This is a genomic window from Kribbella sp. NPDC051620 (genome assembly GCF_044453825.1).
In the GTDB taxonomy this organism is placed as follows: Bacteria; Actinomycetota; Actinomycetes; order Propionibacteriales; family Kribbellaceae; genus Kribbella.
This window is the reverse complement of sequence record NZ_JBITDB010000002.1, coordinates 741,875-756,425: the sequence shown is the minus strand read 5'-3', so window position 1 is coordinate 756,425 and position 14,551 is coordinate 741,875. Positions and strand designations below refer to the sequence as shown.

Genomic DNA, 14,551 nt, shown 5'->3' with positions numbered 1-14,551 from the left:
CTGTCGCTTTCGCGCGACGCAGGAGCGCATACGCAGGGTGGGTGGGAGCGCCGAGTGGTGAGCGACGGAGGAGCGAGCGGCGAGGCAGCGTGGGGAGTTCTTCAGCGGACGGTTGGAGCTGCGGGGGACGACAGGGTGGTGGAGAAGAGGCGGTCGTCGAGTTCGTTGAGGGCTAGCCGGATCGCGCCGAGGGCGACCGAGTCGGCGCCCAAAGTCGACGCTCGGACTTCCGGGACTCGGAGGCAGAGGCGTTGGAGTTCGGTGGTGAGGGGGGCTAGGACCAGGTCGGCTGAGCGGGAGAAGCCGCCGCCGTAGATGACGACCTGGGGATCGAGGGCCAGGATGAGGGCGGCGGCGCCGACGGCGAGGTCCTTGACGTAGCGGGAGACGGCGGTTTTGGCGGCGCGGTCGCCGTGGCGGGCTGCGTCGAAGACCCAGGCGGCGGCGTCGTCGGGGCTGACGCTTTCGGGTACGCCGGGGCAGTTCTGCAGGTGGCCGGGTGCCGCCAGCCAGCGGACCTGCTTGAGGGCGCCGATCTCGCCGGCGGCACCGCCGTACCCGCGGCGCAGTATCCCATCGAGGATCAGCCCAGCGCCGGTTCGCATCCCGGCCAGCAGGTAGATGATGTCGCTCGCGTCGCTGGCGGCGCCCTTCCAGCGTTCGGCGAGGGCGGCCAGTTTGCAGTCGTTCTCGACGATGATGGGGCAGGAGAAGTGGCCGGCCAGATGGGTGGGGAGGTCGACCTGGCCCCAGCCGGGGATCGGCGTGAAGAGAGTGGTACGACCGGAGGAGTCGACCGGGCCGGTGACGCCGATGGTGACGGCCCAGACGTCGGCCGGCTTCTTCTTGGTTGCGGCGAGGCACTCCTGGATCGCCTCGTCCAGCGCGGCGAGTCGCGCGGCAGGGTCGGCGTCCGCGGCAACGGAAGCGCGGTGACTGTGCAGGACCTCCCCGCTCAGATCCGCCACCAACGCGAGCACCTTGTGTACGCCGACATCAACCCCAAGGACATATCCGGCCGTACTACGGAACTGGTACCGCCGAGCCGGCCGCCCAACCGCGCTGCTGGAACCAGCCTCGATCACCGTCGCCCACCCGTCGGCCACCAGATTCTGGGCGATCAGATCGACAGCCGGACGGGACAACCCGGTGCGCTGGGACAGCTCGGTCACCGTCGACGGCGGGTGATCGCGCAGCGCCCGGACGATCGTCAGCGAGTTGAGTTCGCGCAGCCGCGGAAGGTCCACGCCGGCGGCGGCGCCATCTGTCACGGCCGGTCGCTCCTTCGCGTTGCTGACGCTCCCACCTCGGCAACATTATCAACTGATCGGATAGGAAGACCCGCTCTGCGGATCCACCGCGGGCGTGAAGTCGACGTCACGCCCGTCGATCCGGTATTTGTACCGCCCGACACGCTCGACCGACGGAGTACCGCTCAAGTACTCCGTCATCGCCTGCAACTCGTCGGCCCGCAGCCACGAAGGCGGATCGGACACGGCACGGAACCGGCAGATGTCGGCGAGGTCGCGCAGCCAGCCCTGCTGCTGTTCGGTGAGCAGGTTCAACCGGCTGCGGAAGTACACGACATCAGGGTCGACCTCGGCCAGCGGCGCCTGCCAGAGGCGGTGCAGCGTGTTGACGACCGCGTTGCGGGCCATCGCGTCGGAGGGATCGTCACTGGCGTAGTTCTGCCACATCGGCGCGACATCCGGCCCACTGCGAAGCCCGTCGAGGATCCCGAGGGACGGCAGCAGTAAAGCGCCGCTGCCCAGCAGATACACGTCGTCACCCGCAGCACGGCGGATCAGCGCCAGCGCTTCACGATATGCCTCCTCACGCCCCAACCCATTGGCCCGTACTCCGGGCGCTGCCGCGGCGTTGATGAAGTCGAGCTTGAGGTACCGAAACCCCCACTCGTGGACGAGTCGCTGCGTCAGCTCGACGAGATGCTCCTGCGTCGCCGGCAGAGTGACGTCGAGCGCGTAGTAGCCGGTACCCCAGTTGTACCCGGCAACGACCGGCGCACCGTGCTCGTCGCGCAACAGCAACTCGGGCCGCTCCAAAGCGAGCCGGGAGGAGGGGAGTGCGATGAACGGCGCCACCCACAACCCGGGGGCCATACCGGCATCCGAGATTCGCGAGGCCAGGGCACTCATGCCGGAAGGAAACTTGCCATTGGCGTACCAGTCGCCGACCGCCTCCTCCCAGCCGTCGTCGACCTGTACGACCTCGAAGGGCAGACCATCCAGCGCCTCGATGTCCTTGGTGAGCTGCTCCTCGGTGATGTCCTCGTAGTACGCGTACCACGAACACCACACGTTGCCCGCACGATTGCGCCCCCGCCCGAGATGCTCGGCGAGGTGACGTGTGTATGCCGCGAACACGGTCTCTTCCGGGCCATAGGCAACAAACCAAGGCGCTGCGCCCGTCTCGTACCACCCGGCCAGCGTGTCGCGATCGGCGGTCAACCGCGGCACCCCCAGCCCCAGTGCCCCGAGCAGTAAGACGTTGCCGTCCTCGCCCTGGATCGCGGCAACGGCCGACGAGTGGTGGCGGCAGGGGTCGTCCCACGCGTCGTCGTCAGCCGTCACCCGGCGTACCGGATTGGCGATCCGGAGGGGCTGCTCGGACAACCGGCGCCACCCGCAGGGGCTCCAGGAGTTCTGTCCGTGCCGGTAGAACAGGCCGTCTCCGAGGTCGTGCAGGAGGGCGACCCGCCCCGCCGGGAGGATCATGCCTCCGTCGGCGGTACGGGGAACGCCTGGTCCGTCGTGGCGCAGAGCGAGGGTGTGTCCGGCCACGTCGAGGAGCAGAGTCATGCTCTTCCTTCTACTTGAGCGCTGGATGAACAGCTACTTGAACAGCGCGTTGACCTGGTCGTTGGCCTTCTTCAAGGCCGAGGCCGAGTCGGCCTGGCCGAGTACCGCGGACTGGATCCCGTCCTGCACCAGTTGCGAGATCTCGTTGCCGTGCTCGCTGACCGGGAGGAAGAAGGTCCCGCCGGGCGCCTTGGCCTCGTCGACGAAGACCTGCACGTTCTGGCCCTTGGCCTTGTGCGCGGCCAGCGCCTTGTCACCGGCCGCAGTGATCGCCGGGAAGACGACCCCGTTGCCACCGACGATGTTCTGGCAGTCGGCCGAGCCGAGGAACTTGACCCACTTCCACGCCTGCTCCTGGTGCTCGGTACCGGCGTTGATGGCATCAGACAGCCCGTTGATCGCCGTCTTGCGCCCGAGCGGTCCGGTCGGCAGCGGCGCGAACGCGAACTTCACCTTGGCGTCGGCGGCCAGGTAGCTGTTGATCATCCAGGAACCGGCGAAGGTGATGGCGCCCTTCCCGGCACTGAGCAGGGCATCACGGGACAGCGTGGACGCCTTGTCCAGCGGGGGAGCGTACCCCTTGGCGATCAGCGACTTGAACCAGTCGATGGTCGCGGCGAGCTTCGGGTCGTCGTACTTGTACTGCGTGCCCCACGGATTCTTGTCGAGGAACTCGAACCCGTTGCTGACGGCAAGGTTACCCCAGCCGTTCTGCCCCTGCGACCCGTCGGCCCACTCGGGCAGGAAGCCGTACGTCTTGATCTTCGTCTTGTCGAAGGCCGGATCCAGCCCGTTGCGGCCCTTCTCGTCGACGGTCGCGTTGGCGATCAGCTGCTCGAAGGTACCTCCGTCGGAGGGATTCCAGGTGAGGTTCTCCAGGTCCGCCGGCGCGATGCCCTGCGCCTTGAGCTGCGTGGTGTTGTAGACCAGCGCCATCGTGTCCCAGTCCTTCGGCAGGCCGTACCGCTTGCCGTCCTTCGCGTACAGGTCCGCCAGCCCCGCCTGGTACTGCGACAGGTCGACCTTGTCGCGATCGACGAACGGCTGGATGTCGAGGATCTGGTTGCTGGTGACGAACTGCGGATAGTACGACGCCTGGTCGGTCCACACATCCGGCGCGTCACCGGCGGCCAGTTGGGTGGTCAGGTTCTGCCAGTACTGCGCCCAGGCGGTCTGCGTGATCTTGACGGTGATGTCGGGGTTCGCAGTGTGGAAGGCGTCGGCACACGCCTGGTACGACGCCTTCTGGTTGTCGTCCCACAGCCAGTAGTCCAGCGTCACCGCACCGCCGGATCCGGAATCGTCGCTCGAGGTACAGCCGGCCAGTGCGGTCAGCGACAGGGCGAGCAGCGCTGCGCCCAGGGTCTTGCGGTTCATGACGTCCTCCGATGAATGGTTGCTGACGGCAAGGAGCTACTTGCCGCCGGTGAAACTGAGTGACTGCACCAGTCGCTTCCCCAGAAAGACGAGCAGCAGCAGAACGGGCAGGACGGACAAGGTGGACGCGGCCATCAGGCCGGTCCAGTCCGGTTGGGTGTTGGGGGACTGCTGCAGGAACACGCCCAGGGCAACGGTCACCAGGCGGTGCTCCTCACCCCGGCCGACCAGCAACGGCCAGAGGAAGTCCTTCCAGGCCCAGACGGTGGTGGTGAGACCGATCGTGATCAGTGGCCCACGGCTCATCGGCATCGCGACCCGCCAGAACATCCCCCACGGCCCGACGCCGTCCAGGATGGCGGCTTCCTCGACCTCCCGGGGCAGCGAGAGGAAGAACTGCCGCAGGAAGAAGACCGCGAACGGGGTCATCAGGATCGTCGGCGCGACCATACCGGCCATCGTGTTGATCCAGCCGAGCTGCTTCACCAGGATGAAGTTCGGCAGCAGGGTGAAGATCGGCGGCACCATCAGCGCGGAGACCAGCAGCGTGAAGGCGAGATCGCGACCGGGGAAGCGCAGCCGGGCGAAGGCGTATCCGGCCATCGAGCACAGCAGGGTCTGCACGCCGGCGATCAGCCCGCAGTAGATCACCGAGTTCAGCAGGTACCGGCCGAAGTCGAGCTTTGCGCCGGAGCCACCCGCCGCCCTGGCCTCCGCCTCGGTGGTCAGGCCGAGGACGCGCGCGAAGTTGATCAGCGTCGGCTGGTGGGGGAGCAGCGAACTGCTGTCGTTGTAGAGGTCCGCGGCCGGCGTGAGCGCGGTGCGGATCATCCAGTAGAACGGGAAGATCGTCGCGACCAGGAAGACAGCCAGGAAGACCCACGCCAGGATGCGCCCCGGGCTTCGGCGGTTGGTGGATCTCATCGCTGGGCCTCTCATGCCAGGTCCGAGCTCGACGCCCGGAGCAGGCGGAGCTGGACGAAGGTGAACACTCCGAGCACCAGCGCGAGGAAGACTGCTGCCGCGGCCGCGTAGCCCATGTGGAAGTAGCTGAAGGCCTGCTGGTAGATGAAGAAGTAGATGACCCGGGTCGCGGACACCGGTCCGCCCTTGGTGGTGACCGCGACGGTGTCGAAGATCTGGAACGAGCCGATCAACGACACGACCAGTACCAGGGCCAGCACCGGTCGCAGCAGGGGCATGGTGATCCGGGCGAAGATCCGCAGCTCGCCGGCTCCGTCGATCGCCGCGCTCTCATACAGGTGTTGCGGGATCTGCAGCATCCCGGCGTACAGGAGGAGTGCGGTGTACCCGGTGTAGGCCCAAGTGTTGATCCCAGCGACCGCGGGCATCGCCCAGTGCGCGTCGGTGAAGAAGCCAACTGGGCCGAGACCGACCGCGTGCAGGAGGTGGTTGACGAGTCCGAGGTTGGTGTCCAGCAGCCACATCCAGAGCAGGCCGATCGTCACATTGGGCACCAGCCAGGGCAGGAGCAGCGCTGCCCGGAGTACGACCGAACGGGTCAGCCGGTGCATCAGGGCCGCGACGGCCAGGGCCAGCACTGTCTGCGATGCGATGTTGAGCACGACGTAGTACGCCGTGACGAGCATCGAGCTCCAGAACTGGTGATCGGCCAGCAGATCGGTGTAGTTCTCGGCGCCGACGAAGGACGGCGTGCCGAGCATCGTGTAGTCGGTGAGCGAGTACCAGACGCCGCGGACCGCCGGATAGGCGTAGAAGACGGCGAATCCCACCAGCACCGGCGCGACGAACCACCATGCGACCCGCCGGTCGTCCCGTTGTCTGGCTTGGCCCATGGCTGTCCCTCGATCGGCTCCGGCGAGCTCTTGTCAGGCGGCTCGCTCTGGACTAATGATGTAGTTATTCGGAAGTTTGTCAACACTTCTTCATATTCGCCCCGAGGAGAAGCCATGCCCCTTCAGATCAGCGGCCGCCGCCTGCTGGCCGCGCTCACCGCCGTCACGGCAGCGCTCAGCCTGAGCGTCGCGGCGGTGACCCCGGCCGACGCGGCTCCGGCCGGTCCGCCGGCCCGCCCGGCACCACCCGCCACTCCTGATCCGGCCCTGCAGTCGCACACTCTGCAGGCCGCCGACGGCCCGCTCGACAATCCGCTGAAGGGGTTCGCGCGGTTCTACTCACCGGGCGCGAACCAGAACACGGGCTACCCGCACTCACTGACCTGGGGGTACTTCGGCCTGTCCGAGGTGATGACCAATGCGGCCAGTTGCGGCAGCTACAACTGGTCCATCCTCGACAACATGCTGGCCGAGACCGCAGCGCAGGGGAATCAGGCCGCGATTCGCTTCTACATGGTCTATCCCGGCGGTACCGGCAGCCATCCGGCGAACGCGATCCCGTCGTGCTTCAACGGTCACGTCAACTACCGGTCCGACACTTATTGGAACGTCACCGAGCCCGACTACGACAGCCCGTACCTGGTGGACGCGCTGAAGAACTTCATCGCGGCCTTCGGGGCCCGGTACGACGGTGATCCGCGGCTCGGGTTCGTGCACCTCGGCCTGATCGGGCTCTGGGGTGAGTGGCACACCTGGCCGTACGACACCGACACCGCCGACGGGTTCCCCAACTACATGCCCACCGACGCGAACGCGGCGCAGATCCTCAACGCCTACGACAGCGCGTTCGGCACGACCAAGCTCGAACTCCGCTATCCCGACGCGGCCGGTGGCGCGGCGAACGGTCGTGACATCGGGTACCACGATGACTCGTTCTGTTACCGGGAAGGGTCGCCGCTCGCGGGGGTGACGCTGCCACAGTCGCTGGGCGGAGCGTCGTACTCGCAACTGCAGCGCAACCTTGCGACCGGTACGGAGAACAAGTGGATCAACGACTCGATGGGTGGTGAGGTGCGGCCGGAGATCCAGTCCACCGCGTTCGACAACTGGCCCGGCGGGTCGGGCGCGGTCGACAACATGAAGGCGTGTCTCGAGTTGGAGCACACAACCTGGAAGATCAACGAGCAGTCGGTCAACTACTCGGCGGGCAACGCCAACGTGGGCGCCGCGGTACGGCTGATGGGCTACAACCTGACCGTGAACAAGGCCTACTTCCAGAACACGGCCAGCGGTACGACCAACCTCGGCGTACAGATCAGCAACACCGGCGTCGCCCCGTTCTACTACCCGTGGAAGGTGACGGTGGGGTTGAAGAACAGTGCCGGTACGGTCGTGCAGAGCTGGGACACGGCCTGGGATCTGCGCACGATCCAGCCGCTGAAGATCCGCACGTTCCCGGACTGGAATGTCGGTGCCGACCCGACCTATCGCGACTTCGGCTATCCGCAGTACTTCCAGACGCCGGTCAACCTGGCAAATGTGGCCCAGGGCAACTACCAGTGGGTACTGCGGGTGAAGAACCCGCTCGAGGCGACGTCGGCCAACGCCAAGAAACTCCGCTTCGCCAACGCGACCCAGAACGCCGACGGGTGGGTCGGGCTGGGCGCTGTCACCGTTGGTACGGGCGGCAGTGTGCCCGTCAGCTACGAGGCTGAGGCGGGCAACCTCGCCGGTGGGGCGGTTGTGTCGTCGTGCTCCGCGTGCTCGGGCGGTTCCAAGGTCGGGTACATCGGCAACAATCTCGGTACGTTGTCGATCCCGAACGTGAACGGCGGCTCCGGTGGCGCGAAGGCGATCACGATCTACTACGCCTCCGCCGTCGCCCGTACCGCGACCGTCAACGGGCAGTCCGTCACCTTCCCGGCCACCGCCGACTGGAACACCGTCGGCTCCGTCACTGTGACCCGCACGTTGTTGGCGGGCACCGCCAACAGCATCTCCTTCAGCAACTCCACCGGATGGGCCCCGGACATCGACCGGGTAGTTGTCGGCTAGCTGGACAGGACCCCAGGGCTGCTAGGTTTCCCGAAGCCTGGCAGCCCTGGGCCCGGACCCAACGGCTTCAGAATCCTCCACACCAGCTGATCCCCGTTCATCTCAACGGGAACTGGGGAGGATCCTGCCCCCAGATCGGCGCAATTGCCTCCCCGCTCGCGGACAGAATCCTCCCCAGTTCCAGCTCAGCCGCTGTTGCTGACGGGGCTAGGCGATTTGGTGGCGGTAGGTGCGGATGGCCAGGAGGTAGCCGACGATGAGGATGCCTAGGCACCAGGCGAGGGCTGTCCAGATGTCGTTGCCGACGGGTTGTTCGGCGAAGAGGTGCTGGATGGTGTTGACGATCGAGGTGACCGGCTGGTTTTCGGCGAAGGCGCGGACCGGGCCGGGCATCGTGTCGGTGGGGACGAAGGCGGAGCTGATGAAGGGCAGGAAGATCAGCGGGTACGAGAAGCCGGCGGCTCCGTCGACGGACTTGGCCGACAGGCCGGCGAGGATGGCGATCCAGGTGAGCGCCAGGGTGAACAGGAGCAGGATCCCGGCCACTGCGAGCCACGCGAGTGGGCCTGCCGACGTACGGAATCCCATCACCAGGCCGACCAGCACGATGATCACGACCGAGATCGCGTTCGCGACGAGCGAGGTGACCACGTGCGCCCACAGCACGGACGAGCGGGCGATCGGCATCGAGTGGAAGCGTTCGAAGATGCCGCTCTTCATGTCGGTGAACAGCCGGACCGCCGTGTACGCGATGCCCGACGCGATCGCGATCAGCATGATGCCCGGCAGCAGGTAGTTGACGTAGTGATCGGTACCGGTCTTGATCGCCCCGCCGAGCACGTACACGAACAGCAGCATCATCGCGATCGGCGTGATCGCGGTCGTGATGATCGTGTCCGCGCTGCGGAAGATGTGGCGCAGCGACCGGCCCAGCAGTACGCCGGTGTCGCCGAAGAAATGTGTGGTCATGATGACTGGACCTCTTTGCTGTCGTTTCCAACGAGGGCGAGGAAGATGTCTTCCAGAGTCGGCTGCTTCTCGACGTACTCGACCTTGGCCGGCGGAAGGAGTTTCTTCAGCTCGGCGAGGGTGCCGTCGGCGATGATGCGGCCCTGGTGAAGTACCGCGATCCGATCCGCGAGCTGCTCGGCCTCGTCGAGGTACTGGGTGGTGAGCAGGACGGTGGTGCCGCTCTTGGCCAGCTCCTGCACCACCTTCCACACATCAAGCCGCGCCTCGGGGTCGAGCCCGGTCGTCGGCTCGTCGAGGAAGATCACCTTGGGCTGCCCGATCAGGCTCATCGAGATGTCCAGCCGCCGGCGCATTCCACCGGAGTACGTCGAGACCTTCCGCGAACCCGCCTCGGTGAGGTTGAACCGGCTCAACAGCTCGTCCGCCACCTGACCGGGGTTCTTCAGATGCCGCAGCTTGGCCACCATCACCAGGTTCTCGCGCCCGGTGAGAATCTCGTCGACCGCAGCGAACTGCCCAGTCAAACTGATCGACTCCCGCACCCGGAGCGGCTCGGCCGCGACGTCGAACCCGTTGACGACGGCGGTACCGGCATCCGCCTTCAGCAAGGTGGACAGGATCCGCACGATCGTGGTCTTACCGGCCCCGTTCGACCCGAGCAGCGCGAAGATGCTCCCCGGCGCCACCTCAAAGTCCACGCCCTGCAGCACCTTCAACTCCTTGAACGACTTCTCCAGCCCCCGTACCTGGATCGCCGCACCCTCTTGTGTCCCCATCAGACCGCTCCCGCCGTCGCCATCACCAATGTGCTCATGCCGACCATGCTGTCGCCCGGTCCTGACACGGCGCTGACACGAAGCAGACCCCGGGAGCCGAATCCCGCGCCTAGCCGGGCTCTCCCCACGCACCCGCCGCGTCCGCTCCTGCGTCGCTACCGCTCTGGGTGCTCCCGCCCACCCAGGCATGCGCTCCTGCGTCGCGCGAATGCGAGAGTAGGCACTCACCCCGGCCACAGCGAGCCTGCGATCAGCGGAACCGTCCCGCTCGGCCCCCACCTGACCAGCGGCTCCGCCCGGCCCGAGTAGGCGGCCACCAATCCGCCTCGAACTCGCCTACGCCGATCAGCCTCGCACCGCGAGACCGACCCGTCTCGCCGGAGGCCTAAACCGCCGATCGCCGACCACGCGATGGCGGAGTACGCAGCCTTGTTTGCTTGCGAATTGAGCGCTTCGGCGTGGGGGATGTTTGGGTGGGGCATGCTTGAGGGGTGAGTGCTAAAGGGGAGTACAACCGGGACAGTGACTACATCTCTACTCGGATCACGGCGGATGGGCGGGATGGGTTCGCGGTGGAGCCGGGGCGGTATCGGTTGGTGGTGGCTCGGGCTTGTCCTTGGGCTAATCGGGCGATCATCGTGCGGCGGTTGCTGGGGCTGGAGGAGGTGTTGTCGATCGGGTTTTGTGGGCCTACGCATGATGAGCGGAGTTGGACGTTCGATCTTGATCCGGGTGGGGTTGATCCGGTGCTGGGGATTCCTCGGTTGCAGGATGCGTACTTGAAGCGCGATCCGAAGTACCCGAAGGGGATCACGGTGCCGGCGATCGTTGATGTGCCCAGCGGGGCCGTGGTGACCAACGACTTTGCGCAGATCACGTTGGACCTGTCGACCGAGTGGACGGCGTACCACCGCGACGGCGCGCCGGACCTCTACCCGGAACCGTTGCGGGGTGAGATCGATGAGGTTGCCAAGCGCGTCTATACCGAGGTCAACAACGGGGTGTATCGCGCCGGGTTCGCATCGTCGCAAGAAGCTTACGAGGCGGCGTACGATCGCTTGTTCGTGGCGCTCGACTGGCTGTCCGAGCGATTGCGGGATCAGCGGTATCTCGTGGGGGACACGATTACCGAGGCTGACGTGCGGCTGTTCACGACGTTGGTTCGGTTCGATGCCGTGTATCACGGGCACTTCAAGTGCAACCGGAACAAGCTGACTGAGATGCCGGTGCTTTGGGCGTATGCACGGGATCTGTTCCAGACGCCGGGGTTCGGGGACACGGTCGACTTCGTTCAGATCAAGGAGCACTACTACGTGGTGCACACCGGCATCAATCCGACGCAGATCATCCCTAAGGGACCGGATCTCTCAGGTTGGCTTACGCCACACGGCCGGGAGGCGTTGGGTGGAAGGCCGTTCGGCAAGGGCACCCCGCCTGGGCCGACTCGCGGCGGCGAGCAAGTAATCGCTGGGCACGGCGTTGCCTAGGGTTGGGTTATGAGCTTTTCACAGGCTGGGTCGAATCGTCCGGAGTGGTTCAAGGTCGCTTCGGCTCAGGGTGGGCAAGGGGTGGATACGCCTGCTGGGGTGCCGGGTGGGGACTCCGACGTGCAGGAAAGGCGGCAGGGGGCGGTTTCGCAGGCTGGGCCGCCTGGGTTGAGTCGGTTGCTCAGTAGTGAGGAGCGGCGGGCGGCGGCTCGGGCCGCTGGACGGCCGAATACCGCGGCGGCGGCGCTCCGGGATGTGGTGACCGATCTTGATCTGATGCTGCTGCAGGCGGCGAAGCAGGTGCGGGACAGCGGCGGGAAACGGTCCCGCCGTAAGTTCCGGAGGACCGTGCCGCCGCTCGTGACGGCGGCCGAGTTGGCTGCGTTGCCGCTGGGTGAGGTTGCTGAGTTCCTCGGGGTTGCGGCGGATGTCGTCGATGAGCTGCTGCCGGGCCTGGTCGAGGTCGGTGGGATCGGGGCCGATGACCGGGCGGCGGTGTTGCAGGGGATCGAGGAGCTGAGGGATCAACTGCAGCAGGTTCAGATCGGGGTGGATCACTCGCTGCTCGACCGGCTGATCGGCGTGGTCCTGCGGTTCACGCTGCTGATCGGGATCGCGATCGCGGCGACACCGCTCGGTGCGCCGACGGTCGGGGACCCGGTGATGAACGAGGCGATCAAGACCGGCGTGATCGCCTTGGTGGCGCTGGCTTTGCAACAGTTTGCGGACCTGGTCGCGGCCGCGCGCGATCGAGACGCCGACCAGACGCTGGCGACCGAGGCGCATGCCGCGCTGCTCGCCGAGTTGACGGCTGCGGCGAGCCTGGCCAACGTACCGGCGTATGACGGAGAGCATGCGGTACTGCGGTTCCGCCTCGAGTTGCGCTGTGCCCGGGCGCGAGTCGCCGTACTGCCGCTGACCTGGCCCGAGAAGGAGCAGTACTGGCTCGAGCTGGACCAAGTACTGCGATCCCTGCACAACGCCCAGTACACCGACTTCGACGCCCAACACCGCGTACTCCGCGCTAACCCCCTCGGGCGATAAGCGCCTAGCTTGAGCGCGCCGAGGGGTTGACCCCTCGGATTGTGGGTTGCCCGGCGGATACTCGGCGGGCAACCCACAATTTGAAGAGTTAACCCCTCAAATGGAGGCCGGCGGGACGGTAGCCACCACGCTGGGCCATCGGCCGCGGAGGCGGCCAGGCGGTGAGGCGGTGAGGCGGGCGAGGTGGCGTGGGGAGCTTTACAGGACGGTGACGGTGACCGTGGTGCCGGGTTTGGCCATTTGGTTGGCGGCGGGGGATTGGCCGGCTACCAGGTTGAGGCCTAGGTTGAAGGGGGCTTTCTCGACTTTTACCAGGAAGCCGGCCTCGGTGAGGATCTTTTCGGCGTCGGCCAGTTTCTTGCTGCGGACGTTGGGGACCTTCCGCAGCGCGGGGCCCTTGGAGACGACCAGGGTGACCTTGTCCTTGGCGAACAGGGTGCCGTTGTTGGGGGTCTGGGAGATGACCTGGCCCTCGGGGATCTTTTCGTCGAACTGGTCGGTGCGGCTGACGGTGAAGCCGGCCTTCTTGAGGGTTCGGGTTGCCTCGCGGACCGGTTTGCCGGTCAGGTCGGGAACGGTGATCGGGCGCTTGCCCTTGCTGATCGCCAGGTTGACGGACTCGCCAGGCTTCATCACCGAGTCGAACTTGGGCGAGAAGATGATCACTCGGCCGCTCGGGACGGTCTCGCTGTACGCCTGGCTGACCTGGCCGACGTTCAGCTTGATCGACTCCAGAGCGCGTCGAGCGGAGTCCTCGTCGAGGCCCTTGAGCTGCGGTACCCGATAGCGTTCAGGTCCCTTGGAGACGGTGAGTTCGACCTCGCCCTCCTTGCGGATGCGGGCGCCGGGCTCGGGGTTGGTCGCCATGACGGACCCCTTGGGCACGTCCTCGGAGTAGTCCTGGTTCGCGAGCTTGGTCGTCAGCCCGGACTCGGCGGCTTTCGTGTTCGCCTCGGCTTGCGTCAGGTTCAGCAGTACGGGCGTCGAGGTGTAGCGATGTACGCCGTAGAACCACGCGGCCGTCCCGACGCCGATCGCCAGCGCCAGTACGCCGATGAGCGCGATGAAGCCTCGTCCTCGACGCTGTGGTTGCGGCTGCCGAGTCACTGGCCGAGTCGGAAGAGGCTGGCTGGTTGCCCCCGTCGGCCGCAGCAGGGACTGGGGCTGAGCCGGCTCGAACGGTACGACGATGGTGTCGTTCCGCGGCGGCTGCTCCACGTGCTCGACGTACGCGTTGCCGCGCGAGTAGCCGTCGTCGTACCCGTTGTCCTGGCGCATCTGCTGGATCGGCACGGTCAGGTCGCCGGTCAGCTCGGGATCGTCCGGCAGCCCCTCCTCGATCGCGCTGCGCACCCGGTGGACCTGACGGCTGAAGACCCGCGCGTCGGCCGGCCGGAGATCGCGGTCGCGCGCGGTGGCCCGCTGCACCAGCGCATCGACATACGGCGGGATGCCCGGTACGAGCTGCGAAGGCGGCGGTACATCCGCGTGGACGTGCGCGTACGCGACCTGGATGGGCGTATCGCCGGTGTGGGGCTTGCTGCCGGTCAGCAACTCGTACAGGAGGATCCCGGACGAGTAGACGTCGGAGCGTGCGTCGGCGCGGCCGTCGGTGACGAGTTCGGGGGCCAGGTACGAGACCGTACCCATCAACAGGCCCTGTGTCGCTGTGTTGCCTGTCGTGGTGACCGCGCGGGCGAGGCCGAAGTCGGCGACCTTGACGGTGCCGTCGTTGGAGATGAGCACGTTTTCGGGCTTGATGTCGCGGTGCACGATGCCCGCGTCGTGGGCGGCCGAGAGCGCGGACAGTACCGGCGCGAGCAGGTCCAGCGCCCGCGCGGGTGGCAGTGGCGACTGCTGACGGATCACGTCACGCAGGGTGCGGCCGGGCACGTACTCCATCGCGAGGAAGAGCGTGTCGTCGTCGGTGCCCTGGTCGAAGACGGCGACCACGTTCGGGTGCGAGAGCTTGGCGGCGGCCCGGGCCTCGGCGACGAACCGGCGGCCGAACTCGGCATCGTCGCCCATCCCCAGATGCATCACCTTGAGCGCGATGATCCGGTCGAGCCGCATGTCGAGGGCCTCGTAGACGGTCGCCATGCCACCCTTGGCGATCCGCGAACCCACGCGGTACCGCCCGTCGAGCACTCGCCCGACAAGGCGGTCGCCCACCTGGGTGCCTACGTCTTCCGTCACTTGCGGTG

11 protein-coding genes are annotated in these 14,551 nt (G+C 66.6%); 3 read left to right on the top strand and 8 right to left on the bottom strand.

Annotated features, from left to right (window positions below; translation table 11 throughout):
• Positions 1-101: 101 nt before the first annotated feature.
• The 5 genes from ACIA12_RS10730 to ACIA12_RS10710 are packed head-to-tail and all read right to left on the bottom strand — an operon-like array spanning position 102 to position 6,013.
• Positions 102-1,271, bottom strand: a complete 1,170-nt coding sequence (locus tag ACIA12_RS10730) for an ROK family protein (protein ID WP_396366690.1) — start codon at positions 1,269-1,271, stop codon at positions 102-104.
• Between the two features lie 48 nt (positions 1,272-1,319).
• Positions 1,320-2,819 (bottom strand): alpha-galactosidase, encoded by a 1,500-nt coding sequence (locus tag ACIA12_RS10725; protein WP_396366689.1) that lies wholly within the window; start codon positions 2,817-2,819, stop codon positions 1,320-1,322.
• 33 nt (positions 2,820-2,852) lie between these two features.
• Positions 2,853-4,196, bottom strand: coding sequence for an ABC transporter substrate-binding protein (locus ACIA12_RS10720; RefSeq protein WP_396366688.1), 1,344 nt, complete (start codon positions 4,194-4,196; stop codon positions 2,853-2,855).
• A gap of 36 nt (positions 4,197-4,232) precedes the next feature.
• Entirely contained in the window at positions 4,233-5,120 is an 888-nt protein-coding gene (locus tag ACIA12_RS10715) for a carbohydrate ABC transporter permease (protein ID WP_396366687.1), read from the bottom strand.
• Between the two features lie 11 nt (positions 5,121-5,131).
• The gene (locus ACIA12_RS10710; protein WP_396366686.1) at positions 5,132-6,013 is read right to left on the bottom strand and encodes a carbohydrate ABC transporter permease; all 882 of its coding nucleotides are present in this window, start codon (positions 6,011-6,013) and stop codon (positions 5,132-5,134) included.
• Between the two features lie 114 nt (positions 6,014-6,127).
• Between ACIA12_RS10710 and ACIA12_RS10705 the strand changes: the two genes are divergently transcribed.
• Positions 6,128-8,068 (top strand): DUF4832 domain-containing protein, encoded by a 1,941-nt coding sequence (locus ACIA12_RS10705; RefSeq protein WP_396366685.1) that lies wholly within the window; start codon positions 6,128-6,130, stop codon positions 8,066-8,068.
• A gap of 207 nt (positions 8,069-8,275) precedes the next feature.
• On the opposite strand, the gene ACIA12_RS10700 is transcribed toward ACIA12_RS10705, so the two are convergent.
• Positions 8,276-9,037 carry an ABC transporter permease gene (locus ACIA12_RS10700; RefSeq protein ID WP_396366684.1) on the bottom strand — a complete coding sequence of 254 codons (762 nt, stop codon included), beginning with the start codon at positions 9,035-9,037 and terminating at the stop codon, positions 8,276-8,278.
• Complete coding sequence (locus ACIA12_RS10695; protein ID WP_396366683.1) at positions 9,034-9,816, bottom strand: ABC transporter ATP-binding protein; 783 nt, start codon at positions 9,814-9,816, stop codon at positions 9,034-9,036. Before ACIA12_RS10695 ends, ACIA12_RS10700 begins: the two co-directional genes overlap by 4 nt.
• A 491-nt stretch (positions 9,817-10,307) precedes the next feature.
• Here ACIA12_RS10695 and ACIA12_RS10690 point away from each other — a divergent pair, with 491 nt between their 5' ends.
• Positions 10,308-11,303 carry a glutathione S-transferase family protein gene (locus tag ACIA12_RS10690; protein ID WP_396366682.1) on the top strand — a complete coding sequence of 332 codons (996 nt, stop codon included), beginning with the start codon at positions 10,308-10,310 and terminating at the stop codon, positions 11,301-11,303.
• A 9-nt stretch (positions 11,304-11,312) separates the two neighbouring features.
• Complete coding sequence (locus ACIA12_RS10685) at positions 11,313-12,347, top strand: hypothetical protein (RefSeq protein ID WP_396366681.1); 1,035 nt, start codon at positions 11,313-11,315, stop codon at positions 12,345-12,347.
• A 198-nt stretch (positions 12,348-12,545) separates the two neighbouring features.
• Here the strand turns inward: ACIA12_RS10685 and pknB are convergent, their stop codons facing one another.
• A complete protein-coding gene (gene pknB / locus ACIA12_RS10680) occupies positions 12,546-14,543 on the bottom strand; it encodes a Stk1 family PASTA domain-containing Ser/Thr kinase (RefSeq protein ID WP_396366680.1) in 1,998 nt (665 codons plus the stop codon).
• Positions 14,544-14,551: the final 8 nt, after the last annotated feature.